Origin of the sequence: Shewanella sp. 4t3-1-2LB (assembly GCF_017368415.1) — a bacterium.
GTDB lineage: Bacteria > Pseudomonadota > Gammaproteobacteria > Enterobacterales > Shewanellaceae > Shewanella > Shewanella fodinae.
The window spans coordinates 1-11,872 of sequence record NZ_JAFNJD010000066.1 but is presented as its reverse complement, the minus strand read 5'-3'; the positions used below and the strand labels follow the sequence as shown (position 1 = coordinate 11,872).

Here is an 11,872-nt window from a genome sequence, read left to right as displayed (position 1 = left end):
GCATAGTGGTGCTAAGATGGCCATTCTCAGTCCTCGGCGAGTGGTGGGTTTGTTTGGCGATAGATCTGATCGCTCAAACAGGACTGAGTTCCCTTCCTGTGATCTACTATTTGGAACAGTTATTTAGATGAGCCAGTACCCAACTGTCTTAGCGGAGTGTCGTCTGTGTTATGAAGACTGATTGCTCCATTTGTCAGTGATACACCATTCACATCCAAGAGTGCTTTCAATTCGCCAACAGGCACTCCGAGTTCATTGGCAATCGTACGGACTTGTCCAAGAACGTTTGCCAGTTGTGGTTGCGGATGTTCAGCAAAATCACCTCGGGCTTGTCTACTAATTTGCGCTAGTGTTGACGTCACATCAAACTGTTCTTCTGACAGTTTGTTTAAAATCGAGCGATTTCCCCAAGCAAGATGGTGTTGAGAGGTCATTCCTAACCTAGTGGGAGAAACTAGCTCACGATGTTTCCATAGTAATCGTTTTTCAATACCTTCATTTACAGCGCGTTCTGAGTACAAGAGCCACTCTGGTTCTAAATCTTCTCGCACAGTCAATCGTATAGTTAAGGCTGTCTCATCTCCCGCCTGCTTCTCATCATTGATGTTGCGAGTGTCAGAATTTATCCCTCTGAAAAAATAGCCATATGATTCTAGGTCTTTGAGGCCATCGTCTAAATTTCCAAGGGTTAAGATTATTTCTATTGGTTTGCTGGTATCCATCAAATGGAAATCAGCATCTGTGAACGGGTAAGAACGTCTAGCCCCTAGAGCTAAATCGATTGCATCAAGTAACGTAGATTTACCTGAGTCACCAGGTCCGATAAGACAATTGAGTCCTGGCTTTGGCCACCACTCAATATGGGAAATTGAACGGAAATTGCGAACTTCTATGTGTCTAATTAAAGCCATTCCATTGTGCTCTATAAACTATTTAATTATTTGACTATAGAGCAATTTATATCGCATTACTACATGGCTGAACCCCGATAAAAAAGGCAGAAGACCATCCCCACAAATACCAAAATTGGTCTTATGCCAACACCCGCTTTCCACTTTTTTATAACCCTATCTCCATCAGCATCTCTGATTTTGTGGCCGCAATTTGTCTTTGTCGATTTCGGAATAGATCATCTTGATAAAATGGCTGAATCGCCTCCAATCCCTTGGATACCGTGAGTCATTACTAAAATTTGTTTAACAGGTAAGTATTTATCACGACACTCCAGCATGGTCGAAACTCACTTTGGGGCAGAACAAAGCATACTGTTTTCATTGTTCTGCCTCGGCTTAGTTCCAAAATCTAGTGATTTTTAGGCTTAATCCATACGCTAGCGGCCAACGTTGCAATCAGGATTAGGGCTACCACCCCAAGCGAAAGCGCAACGGGTATATGAATGACATCAACCAGCGTCATCTTTAACCCGATGAACAGTAAAATGATCGCTAATCCATATTTAAGCAATGAAAACTTATCGGCCATACCGACTAATAAGAAATACATCGCCCTCAGTCCTAAAATTGCAAATAGATTAGAGGTCAGCACAATGAACGGATCGGTCGTAACGGCAAAAATCGCTGGAATGCTATCAAGGGCAAAAATGACATCACTCAGTTCGACCATCACCAAAGCCAAAAACAAGGGGGTGACATAACAGAGCCCATGATGTTTTACGAAAAAATGTTCACTTTCTAGCGTGCTAGTGACACGAAGGTGTCGTTGTAACCATTTGATGAGAGGGTTGTCAGCAGCACTTTCTTGTTCATCACTGCCAAAAAACATCTTGGCACCAGTAAAAATTAAAAATACGCCAAATAGGTAGAGTAACCATTCGAATTGGGATATTAACCAACTACCACTGAAAATCATCAACGTACGTAATACGATGGCACCTAACACACCATAAACTAACACGCGCCGCTGCAACGAAGGCGGCACAGCAAAATAATTGAACAACATCAACCAAACGAACAAGTTATCAACGGCCAATGCTTTTTCAATGAGATAGCCGGTCAAGAATGCTACTGACTGCTCCGCTGCGATTTCCTGACCAGAGGTACCACGTAAATACCACCAAAGTCCCGCATTGAAGGTTAATGATATTGATACCCAAATGACCGACCAGACAGCAGCTTGCTTAATTGACATGCCATATTCGCCTCGTCGACCTTGAATCATCAAATCAATCGCAAGCATGGTAATCACTATGAGTGCAAAAACGCTCCACAGCATAGGTGTTCCAACAGTGGTCATAAAATCACTACTCCTTAAAAATAAAATGGCCAACACAGAAAGTGTCAGCCATTGATTTTGAGCAGCAATAGACCTCGCCTTCCGGCAAGGTCTCACTTACAACCTAGCTAAACAGGTTGCTCGGCGACCGGATGTGCTAAACATCGTGATGACGATCTACCGACAATGAAGTTACTCCCCTTTGCAAGCGCAACTCTATTGCTCGGTGGAAAATTAGTCAATTGAGTTAGAAATTATTTTTAATGTGAATCGCCATCAATCAATAGACACTCTGGGTCATTACTAAAATTTGGTTAACGTAAATGGACGAGCAGGATTACTGATCATCTCTTGAAACACCGAATGGGCAATTTCGTTTTAGGTTAAGTAATAGCTATCCACTCTTGCAACGTGCGTTTTGCTTCAGTGTATTGACGTGAAACAATTAAATCGTCCTGAGAAAGCGCATTGGGGTTGTAGTATGAGGCCTTGGCTACGCGTGAAAACTTCACCTTATCAGGGGGCTCCCTAAAAGGATTAGGTTGTGAAGTACCAAATAGTGAATCATGCGCGGCAATAAAATGTTCTCTTTCTAGTGTCGAAGAGTTGTGTAGCAGTGCATGGCGCAATGTTTCGGTTAGCAGGTGTTTGAGTATGCGGTTTTCGCCTTTACTTGCAGCAAATAGCGGTATGGCGAATTCGGCCTGTTCTATAGCCGGTTTTATTTCAAGAGGCATGTGATTAGCAAGTCCTTTGAGATACCGCCTGAAGTATTTCTGAGCTTCATCCGTGGTGATGTCAAAGTAGCTTAGCTGTCGTCTTCGTATTAATCGTGATGACCACTGAGGCTCATCCGCAATTTTTTCCGCCCAAGGCATCCCCACAAGAACAATCGGTAGCTTTGCTGCCTCACAAAGATACTTTAAAGCATTGGCGATGAGCTGACGTTCTTGCTGTGACTTGAATTCAATGACTTCTTGAAATTCATTGATGATTAGTAGTTCAACGTCCGCATTTATTAAGCATTTGACAGTATCTTTCCTTAAATCTCGTTGCACTCCTCGTTGTCGTGTCCTGCGATGGCTGCCAAATAACTCCAAATCTGACAGAATTTGCGCAAACGTATGGTCAATGCCTTTGCCACTGGCAATGCGGGAAACCAATATAGGCTTGCCGGTACGGGATGCGGTTTGCGAAGAGGCAACACGTTTTTGATAGTGATTAATTAAATGGCTTTTCCCAACGCCAGTATCTCCCGTCAATAACATGCATTGCGGATCAGAATGGAATAACCGGCTTGCTCTGAGCTGATCAAAATCTTCAAATATTTGTTTTACTTGAGTGTGCTCAACTAAGCAGTCGCTAAATTGGTTGAGCAAGTGTATGTGATGTTCACTCAATGGTTGCGTCATTAAAAGGCTTCTAAGTCATCGTTGTCATCATTCCAAGACGAAAAAACGTCAGGTTTTGTCGCGTGTGGGGCGTTAGAACGCGGCTCTGATGACTCTGGAGCTATAGTCGTAGGTTTTTTATCACTGATGTTGGATAGCCGAGCTTGATTCTTAGCGGACTGTAGTTTGGTTTTCTTTTGTGAAGTTTGGAATTGTTGCTCAAGGGCGATATTTTCACTAAACGCCATCCTTGCTTTCGCTAGGTTGAGTTTATCGACTTGCGCATCAATGATCTGTCGATGGTGACTGCGAATAGTTTTGTATTCATACCAACTGATTTTATTCGAAGTCAGAAACTGCTCTGTGCAAGGAACTTCGAGATAGCCGTCCAGTTCCTCGAGAAAAACTTTGATAGTCGTAATATCATCTGGATCGACTTTGATTGTCTTTTTGCATGTTTCTTTTGATTGTGGGTAGCGTTTGCGATAATCAGCCAGTGCAGTGCAATCATATCTAAGGGTATCGTACGAAATGCCTTTCCCAGTCAGTGTTCTAGTATAAGTTTTGCCCATTATAGCATTGAAGCGCAGCTCATCATTCTGTGTCATTATTGACGGTGGCAATACCTCAAAGCTTTCTTTCCATTTTACCATCGGAATACGTGTCTTGCGTGAATCCGGTCTCTGATGGTAGACATCGATTACCCACCGATGAAATTCATTAATGAATGTAGAGAAGCGTACCTTGGCCTCTTTTGATGGATTGTAGTCACCTTTTTCCAAAATATTTGAGAATGTTTTACCCGGCATTTCAGAAAGAAATAGCTGGTTGATAACACCAAACATTCTTTCAATAAATGGTTTCAACCAAGGTTTCCTGACAGGGTTGTATTGGATATTGATACCAGCATCTTTACATGCCAACTCTAAGCTTTTTGACCAGAATTCTGCCCCATTATCGACGACTAACGTTTCGAATTTTCCGTAACAAGGCCACTCATTTTGAAGCTCAATATCAAGATGCGAGAGGTCTTTGGGTTTGATGGCGTGATTAATTGCTTTTGCGGTTGAATCATAGGATGGGGGATGGAAGCTGATATGAAACCCGAGGATACAGCCGCTGTATACATCAATGATGAGCGTTAGATAAGGACGTCCCAGAGGTATATGTAATTTGTCATCTACGACGATAAGATCTAGTGGAGTATGGTCGATTTCTACTCGCTGTAGGATGCGAGTAGGTGGTTCATGTGATGCGCAATATGAGAACCATTGATCGGCTTTAAACTTACCGAGTCGAGCTAAGGCTTGTTCATAAGGGGGGAGTTTTCTAATTCGTTTGGCAAATGATGTATAGGAAACTTTAGGGATTTTACCTGCCACGATTTGCTCATTGGCTATAGTGATCATGTCCTCGTATTTATCATATGCTTTCGCTATAGAGGGACGCTTTGCATCTAAAAAGTTAATCAATACTTCTTCAAAAAAAGATTCATCGCCTGTCACTTTAGCAGTCCTATTTCCCTTTCGATGATGCTGCTTCGCGAGTGAAGAAATACTTCCTTGGCTGTCCTTTAGTGTCTTGTGCCAGCGTGTTACAGTCCGCCAATTGGGTCGATTGTCATGATCATCCTTAAACAATTCATCGAGAATTGGAGTGAGATTTTTTTCTGTCCAGCCACCAGATAAACGACTTTCGATTTGTGATAGCAGTATCAGCTTTTTGGTGGCGAGGGCTTGCTGCTCTTTGGAATAAGTCTGTAGATCTCTTGGCAGAATGACTGCGTCATCAAGCTTGGTATATTGAACTGGCGTTTGCTGCGGTGTCAGTTGTGATGGGTCAAATTCATCCTTGAAATCCATCATTGGCACAGACTCAATAATGGGTCAGACATGAGTGTCTGGCTATGAATGTCGGTACTGATACGCCGCTGACTCATTAGCTCTAACATAATACGTCGTGCGTCAGCCGTACTAAGTTTAAGTTGACGTGTTAATGAAGAAAGTGAGCACTCTCCACTGGAATTTGCTATGTGTTGCAATAGTTGTTTCTGTATTTCTGTCGTTTCATAAAAACCACTGTAGCGATGAATGAGCTTAAGATTATCGAGAGTAATTTGAGTTCGAATCTGCTTGTCTGTGATCAAGTACAGCGGAATCCCAATAGCTTGGGCCGCGACTCTCTTTGCATCAAATTTTTGCTTAAATTCAAAATCTTGAGTACGACTAAATGGCTTGTATTCGTGAAAGCAACACGAGCCGTCATTGAGCTCTAATAACATGTCAGGTGTGTAAGGTAGAGATTTCCCATTGAACATATATCGAAACCCTTCAGGCTGACTTTTGAAGGATTTGACGTGGTCGTTATATTCGTGATGAAAACAAGCATCAAACTCCAAAGAGCTTTCACAAAGCACAGCTTCACCATTCTTGGTGCTGGCAAATTTGAAAACATTCTTGTTCGGTGAGGCCTTTCTTAGATCGCGAATATACACGGTGACATTGCTCAGTTGTATGCCAACTAATGTTCCCTAAGTTAGCTAAATTTTGAGCAGGTTGCAAATTATGTCATCTTATGGTTTTAAAAATTCATAATCACATGAAATAAAAAAGTTTTATTTTGTTGTTAACTTTCAGAAAGTCAGATTTATGTCAGTTTATGGTTTAATTATGTCAACTTATGGTTGTTTTATGTCAGCTTATGGTTAGATCGACATGAATTGTTGTTAACACCATAAGCTGACATAGCCACTTCATATATATCATTGGGTTAGTGACTTTCTTCAACCATAAGCTGACAAAAAATATAACCATAAGATGACATAATTTTTGGCTAATCCCATTTACGAGCTTCTTCACGTAAGAAAACTACAAATACGGTAGACTTCGCTGATGGAGTATCCCCGATCAATGACCTGTCTTACTTTAAATTCGGGGCTATATCTCTGATTGCTCATGGCTGTTCTCCTCTGCTCAAATAATAGTCATAGGATGTCTACTGAACGAGGTCCATTCCAGTTGGTTTATGACCATTACCACCATAGGTCTAAATTAAGCAACTGTGACAATTATTACGTTTACGAGGCTCCAGCTCGTCTCGTATCAATGGCTCGTAAAATCCATTCTATCCATTGTATCATTCCTTCCGCTGTTTTTGCCGAGAGGCACAGAGTGTCAACTGTGCTGGAGAGATTGGCGATTGCGCGCTGTGCATTCTCATTTGAGAAGTCATCAAAACAAGGCAATAGATCTTGTTTGCTGATGATCACTAGGTCGGCATTACGAAAAATCACCGGATATTTGGCGGGTTTATCGTCGCCCTCGCTCACCGATAGCAATACCACATCCAGATGCTGACCTAAGTCGAAGCTGGCGGGGCAGACCAGATTACCGACGTTCTCAATAAACAGAATATCGACATTATCGAGTGTGATTTGCGGTAGCGCGTTAGCGATCATATGAGCGTCTAAGTGGCAGGCCATGCCTGTCGTTATTTGTACCACGGGCACTTGCTGTTGACGGATCCTGTCGGCATCGTTTTCCGTTTCCAGATCGCCTTCGATAACCGCGACACCAATACCGCGTTGTTTCAGTGCTTGAATGGATGTCTCTAACAAGCGGGTTTTGCCACTGCCGGGAGAGGACATCAGATTCACCACCAACATCTTTCTCTCGTTAAACACGTCGCGGTTATGCTGAGCTTGGTGGTCATTCTCATGCAGCAAATTTTTAATCACCGCGATAGAATTTTGCCCGTCATCGGTGACGGCATATTTGCCATTGGGTGCCAGTAAATGGCTATTCCCATGTGTAATATTACAGCCGCAGGTGTTACACATATGCTTCTCCGTGGGACCTTATAAGGTTTTAGTGTTATGGTCTGTCAGTAGCGCTAACGCCTGTTGTAGCTGTTCTCCAGCGCATTGCATGTTGTAAACCGCTTGGTCGAGTGATTCCGATAGTTCGAGCAGTTCCAACGCCACCGCTTGTTGCTGCCATTGTTGTAGCTGCACAATGTGCTCTTGATTGTGGCTGTGCCAATGGGGCAGTAGCACTTGCAGACGTTGCTCTAACGAGAGCGATTCATGGTCATGGTGATGAGTATGATGAGACATGGCTAACTCCTTATTGCTTGTACTGTTGTAAGACGACCTCGCCAGCGAGCAGATCCATCGTCACCGGTTGGTATCCTGACAGTGTTAAAACGGGTTCAAAAAAGCTGTGCAGTTCGATGCAATCGTCGGCAAAGGTAATGTGGGTGATATCTGTCAACAGTTGCTGCTGGGTGCCAGTAATGAGTTTTACTTTGATATTGCACATAATTTATCCCCTGATATCGGCGATGCTGTGCTGTAATGTATTCACCATTTGCAACAGTGCCGTCTTCACCGCGGCCATCTGGGATTGATAAGCGCCGGGGATGTCAAAGGCGCAACTACCGTCTTTATCGGTATCTCGCAAACGAGCACTGTAGCTGAGATGGCCAAGCCAGGTCTTATTGGGCAACGCTTGTTGCAGATAGTGCAGGTCGGTGTCATCAACCACTTTACTGGCGATATAAGCGATGCGCTTGATGCCAATATCGGCGGCCAATTGCTCAATCTGGGTTGAGGTTTGCAGACTGCGTTTACCCGGTTCCACCACCACAATCAACACATCTACCGCTTCGGCGGTGGCGCGTCCGAGATGCTCAATACCGGCTTCCATATCCATGATCACCACATCATCACGTTCTAACAGCAGGTGTTTCATCAGACTGCGCAGCAAGGTGTGCTCTGGGCAGACACAGCCGGAACCGCCGTGTTCCACTGTTCCCATCATCAGTAACCGTACTCCAGCATGCTCCACACAGTAGCTGTCTGGTAAGTCGTCAACGCGTGGGTTCAATACGTAGAGTCCGCCGTTATTTTGGTCGGCGCCGGTGCGCTGTTTGGCGAGCTGTTTCATCTTGGAGAAAGGTTGCAACTGCGCAAGTTTGTCAGTGGGAATCCCCACCGCTGCAGCGAGATTTGCATCTGGGTCAGCATCGATGGCCAGCACCCGGCAACCATCGGCCGCCAATGTACGTGCGAGTAATCCGGCGATGGTGGTTTTGCCGACACCGCCTTTGCCGGTAATGGCAATTTTCATGTAACCTCCGATTGGCCGCAGCGCAACTCTGCGGCCATGGCAGTTTTAAATACCCAGTCCCTGACGTTTTTGTTTGATCACGTCAACTAACTTGTTACCGGCAACCTTGGGATCGGTCTCAATCAGGAAATAGCCACCAAACAGCTCTTTCGCACCCTGTTGCATCAGCGCTGTAACCGCATCAGAACCGGTCACTTGAGGCATGGTGCCGAGATGTGTTGGCAATCCAATCGCTACGCCCCAAGAGGCAATTGCAATGGCCTTTTCAGACATAGCTTCCGGTGCTGATGCCACCACTGGCAAATCACTCAAGTCAACGCCGAGACGATTGGCTAAGGCGGTAGCCACCGCCACCGCACGGCTGTTATCCACACACGAGCCCATGTGCAGTACCAGCGGTAACGGCCCGTTAAGTCCCGCGGCTTCACCAATGGCGGTTAGCACTGCTTTAAGGGACTCGCCAGCATATTGTTTGGTCGCTTCTGGAGTCATTAAGCCGTGTTTGGCAAATGCACCCGCACCGCAGCCGGTGGCCAGCAACAAGATATTGTTGGCAGCGAGTATCTTGGCGATGACTTGGTAGCTCTCATCCTGGGTGGTTTGTGTGCTGTTACAACCAGCAAATAGCGCCACCCCCTGAATATTGCCGTTGACAATGTTGTCAACCAGTGGCTTCAGCGGATCGTCTGCGTCCAATTTTGCCAGTGCCGCGACAATCGCTTCGGCACTGAAGCCGACAACAGCGGTTTGTTTAATTGCGGGAATATTGATTTTTTTCGGGTCTCGGCGTGTATAAGCGTTGATGGCGTACTGAATCACTTCCCGTGCGTTTTCAACGGCATTTTCCTCATGGAAACTGACATGACGCGCACTTTGAATACGGTTTTCATCGCTGGTGGTAATCACTTCTGTATGGAAACAGTTACCTATCTGTGGCAACGACGGCATGATGCATTGCACGTCTAACACCATGGCATCAAGTGCTCCGGTGAGAATCGCCATCTCTTGGGACAAATAGTTAGTCGCCAGTGGAATACCATGGCGCATCATCACTTCATTACCAGTACAGCAGATACCGACAATATTGATGCCTTTGGCCGCGCCAGCCGCCTTGGCGATGTCATTCATTTCGCGAGCAACGTCGCAAATCACTTCGCTTAGCAATGGGTTGTGGCCGTTGACGGCAATGTTCACCGCATCTTTGTCAATAACGCCGATATTGGCTTCGGTCACGATGGGGCTTGGCGTACCAAACATCACGTCGGACAGCTCAGTGCCTAATGCCATACCGTTGAAGTCAGCCAGCGCACCACGAATACCTCCGAGGAAGACGTTTTGTGGTTCAGCGTCACAGCCAATGTGAGTCCGCGCCATAATTTGCGCCACCGTGGCGTCAATGTTGTGAGGCAGTACGCCCAGTTTTTTAAGGCGATTGAGTCTTTTTTGCGGCAAACTGCTGCTGATCCAGTTGCAGCCTTTGTGATGGTCTTGATTCTGAAAATCTTCCAAGCTCTTGCTGGCAACATCGTAGGCGACGTCGAGCATGTCGCGATCTTGCGTCTCAATACCCAGTTTTTCAGCGATTCGGAACAGCTTTTGCGGATCGCGGATCTGATATGCAGGCAACTGACCTTTACCCACACGTTGCATTGCCAATGCGACATGGCGCGCATGTTCTGAGTGTGCGGCTGCGCCCGCAGCCATCATACGGGTCACGTTTCGTGCAACAATCGTGTCTCTTGTTGCGCCGCAAATTCCCGCTTGAGGTCCGTCGCCAAACGGATCTACGCGACAAGGTCCTTTCCAACAAATACGGCAACACAGTCCCAAAGAGCCAAAACCACACTGAGGTTGTTGCGCTTGATAGCGATCGAATACCGTTGCAATGCCTTCACTTTCTGCCACGGGGCACAAAGCTTTCACGGCGGGATCGCTGGTTTTGATAATTTGGTTCATCACTATTTCCTCAGAGTCAAATTCATATGTTTGTGGGACAGTGCCAGCTCTTTGGCTCTGGCTTGGATCAATGCCTTACGGTAGTCGCCCATGTTGACGAGACGGATGGCTTTGGTCGGGCAGGCTTGTACACACGCGGTTTGCTGCTGGTTATTGTCGGCGCACCAAGAGGTACAAAGGTCACATTTTAGTGCCACCCCTTGATTGGTTGAGGTTTCATCGTCTTTGATGCCGTCTCTTCTGACGCTGATCGCACCGAAGGGGCAGACCATGATGCACAGCTTGCAGCCGACACAGTTTTTCTCTTCAATCAGCACCTTGCCATCTTGCTGACGGCAAGCCCCGGTCGGACAGACCATGGCGCAAGGCGCGTTGTCACATTGACGGCACTGCATCGGCATCACCACACCGTCAGCTAGCACCACTTTAGTTCGCGAGTGCAGCGGTTGTTTGTTGATGACCGCGCTGACGAGTCCGCCTGTTCCACCGTGAGCAACGGCACAAGCAAGCTCACAGCTGTGGCATCCCAGACACTTCTGCGCATCTGCGTAGATAATTACGTTCTCCAGCTCTTTCATAGTGTTGGCCTTTGTTGGTATCGCCTTAAACGTCAAAGCTCTCTATGAATAGTTCTTCCCCCTGCAGCAATTTCAGTTCGTTGCTATCGCATTGCGGACAGCGAAAATGAAATTTGGGTACCTCGAACTTGGTTGAGCATTGTTGGCAGATGGCAATGGGTGTCAGGTGCACAATGATCAGCTTGGCGTTTTCAGCAATAGTTCCTTCTACAAACATCTCGAAGCAGAACTTCAGGGCGTGGGGTTCAACCGCTTTAAGCTGTCCGACCTTGACCGTGACCTGCTTGATGCTAGAAATTTGGTGACGAGCCGCTTCTGTTAAGAGGGTACGAACAAGTCCCTCGGTAATCGCTGCTTCATGCATTGGCTTTACCTCTCGCTGCTGATGAAAAGCTAACGGTCGTAACTTGGGTGAAAAGTCTGCAGTGGTTACAACAGTGGATCTGTCGTCTGGGTGACATTAGTCGGTGACATTGAGAATATTGGCGGTGTTAAGTTGGCAAATATTCCCTAGAGAACCGCATCGCAGCGGGAAAAATGCTGAATAGAAAGAACCATTAATTCTGAATATAAATTATTTTATTTG

Annotated in this window: 12 protein-coding genes; all 12 read right to left on the bottom strand. The window is 45.8% G+C overall.

The window, feature by feature from the left end; translation table 11 throughout:
- Positions 1 to 119: 119 nt before the first annotated feature.
- Positions 120 to 911, bottom strand: coding sequence for an AAA family ATPase (locus J3L11_RS17825; RefSeq protein WP_207571844.1), 792 nt, complete (start codon positions 909 to 911; stop codon positions 120 to 122).
- Positions 912 to 1,302: 391 nt separating this feature from the next.
- Positions 1,303 to 2,253, bottom strand: a complete 951-nt coding sequence (locus J3L11_RS17820) for a TerC family protein (protein ID WP_207571843.1) — start codon at positions 2,251 to 2,253, stop codon at positions 1,303 to 1,305.
- A 362-nt stretch (positions 2,254 to 2,615) separates the two neighbouring features.
- On the bottom strand, positions 2,616 to 3,644 hold the full coding sequence (locus J3L11_RS17815; protein ID WP_207571842.1) for a TniB family NTP-binding protein: 1,029 nt from the start codon (positions 3,642 to 3,644) through the stop codon (positions 2,616 to 2,618).
- On the bottom strand, positions 3,644 to 5,488 hold the full coding sequence (locus tag J3L11_RS17810; protein WP_207571841.1) for a DDE-type integrase/transposase/recombinase: 1,845 nt from the start codon (positions 5,486 to 5,488) through the stop codon (positions 3,644 to 3,646). The genes J3L11_RS17815 and J3L11_RS17810 overlap by 1 nt, the downstream gene beginning before the upstream one ends.
- Positions 5,485 to 6,117, bottom strand: a complete 633-nt coding sequence (locus tag J3L11_RS17805; protein ID WP_207571840.1) for a TnsA endonuclease N-terminal domain-containing protein — start codon at positions 6,115 to 6,117, stop codon at positions 5,485 to 5,487. The genes J3L11_RS17810 and J3L11_RS17805 overlap by 4 nt, the downstream gene beginning before the upstream one ends.
- A 582-nt stretch (positions 6,118 to 6,699) precedes the next feature.
- Positions 6,700 to 7,461, bottom strand: coding sequence for a hydrogenase nickel incorporation protein HypB (gene hypB / locus J3L11_RS17800; protein ID WP_207571839.1), 762 nt, complete (start codon positions 7,459 to 7,461; stop codon positions 6,700 to 6,702).
- A gap of 18 nt (positions 7,462 to 7,479) precedes the next feature.
- Positions 7,480 to 7,737, bottom strand: coding sequence for a hypothetical protein (locus J3L11_RS17795; RefSeq protein WP_133040590.1), 258 nt, complete (start codon positions 7,735 to 7,737; stop codon positions 7,480 to 7,482).
- A 10-nt stretch (positions 7,738 to 7,747) separates the two neighbouring features.
- On the bottom strand, positions 7,748 to 7,942 hold the full coding sequence (locus tag J3L11_RS17790; RefSeq protein WP_133040589.1) for a CooT family nickel-binding protein: 195 nt from the start codon (positions 7,940 to 7,942) through the stop codon (positions 7,748 to 7,750).
- A 3-nt stretch (positions 7,943 to 7,945) separates the two neighbouring features.
- Entirely contained in the window at positions 7,946 to 8,752 is an 807-nt protein-coding gene (locus J3L11_RS17785) for a carbon monoxide dehydrogenase accessory protein CooC (RefSeq protein ID WP_207571838.1), read from the bottom strand.
- 45 nt (positions 8,753 to 8,797) lie between these two features.
- The gene (gene cooS, locus J3L11_RS17780; protein WP_133040587.1) at positions 8,798 to 10,708 is read right to left on the bottom strand and encodes an anaerobic carbon-monoxide dehydrogenase catalytic subunit; all 1,911 of its coding nucleotides are present in this window, start codon (positions 10,706 to 10,708) and stop codon (positions 8,798 to 8,800) included.
- Positions 10,709 to 10,710: 2 nt separating this feature from the next.
- A complete protein-coding gene (locus tag J3L11_RS17775) occupies positions 10,711 to 11,286 on the bottom strand; it encodes a 4Fe-4S dicluster domain-containing protein (RefSeq protein ID WP_133040586.1) in 576 nt (191 codons plus the stop codon).
- A 25-nt stretch (positions 11,287 to 11,311) separates the two neighbouring features.
- A complete protein-coding gene (gene hypA, locus J3L11_RS17770; protein WP_133040585.1) occupies positions 11,312 to 11,650 on the bottom strand; it encodes a hydrogenase maturation nickel metallochaperone HypA in 339 nt (112 codons plus the stop codon).
- Positions 11,651 to 11,872: the final 222 nt, after the last annotated feature.

What these genes read in the sequence shown, in the direction of transcription:
- J3L11_RS17825 (WP_207571844.1), bottom strand. Translation starts at nt 911, where the DNA reads ATGGCTTTAATTAGACACATAGAAGTTCGCAATTTCCGTTCAATTTCC.
- J3L11_RS17820 (WP_207571843.1), bottom strand. Translation starts at nt 2,253, where the DNA reads ATGACCACTGTTGGAACACCTATGCTGTGGAGCGTTTTTGCACTCATA.
- J3L11_RS17785 (WP_207571838.1), bottom strand. Translation starts at nt 8,752, where the DNA reads ATGAAAATTGCCATTACCGGCAAAGGCGGTGTCGGCAAAACCACCATC.
- J3L11_RS17775 (WP_133040586.1), bottom strand. Translation starts at nt 11,286, where the DNA reads ATGAAAGAGCTGGAGAACGTAATTATCTACGCAGATGCGCAGAAGTGT.
- J3L11_RS17790 (WP_133040589.1), bottom strand. Translation starts at nt 7,942, where the DNA reads ATGTGCAATATCAAAGTAAAACTCATTACTGGCACCCAGCAGCAACTG.
- hypB (WP_207571839.1), bottom strand. Translation starts at nt 7,461, where the DNA reads ATGTGTAACACCTGCGGCTGTAATATTACACATGGGAATAGCCATTTA.
- J3L11_RS17815 (WP_207571842.1), bottom strand. Translation starts at nt 3,644, where the DNA reads ATGACGCAACCATTGAGTGAACATCACATACACTTGCTCAACCAATTT.
- J3L11_RS17810 (WP_207571841.1), bottom strand. Translation starts at nt 5,488, where the DNA reads ATGATGGATTTCAAGGATGAATTTGACCCATCACAACTGACACCGCAG.
- cooS (WP_133040587.1), bottom strand. Translation starts at nt 10,708, where the DNA reads ATGAACCAAATTATCAAAACCAGCGATCCCGCCGTGAAAGCTTTGTGC.
- hypA (WP_133040585.1), bottom strand. Translation starts at nt 11,650, where the DNA reads ATGCATGAAGCAGCGATTACCGAGGGACTTGTTCGTACCCTCTTAACA.
- J3L11_RS17795 (WP_133040590.1), bottom strand. Translation starts at nt 7,737, where the DNA reads ATGTCTCATCATACTCATCACCATGACCATGAATCGCTCTCGTTAGAG.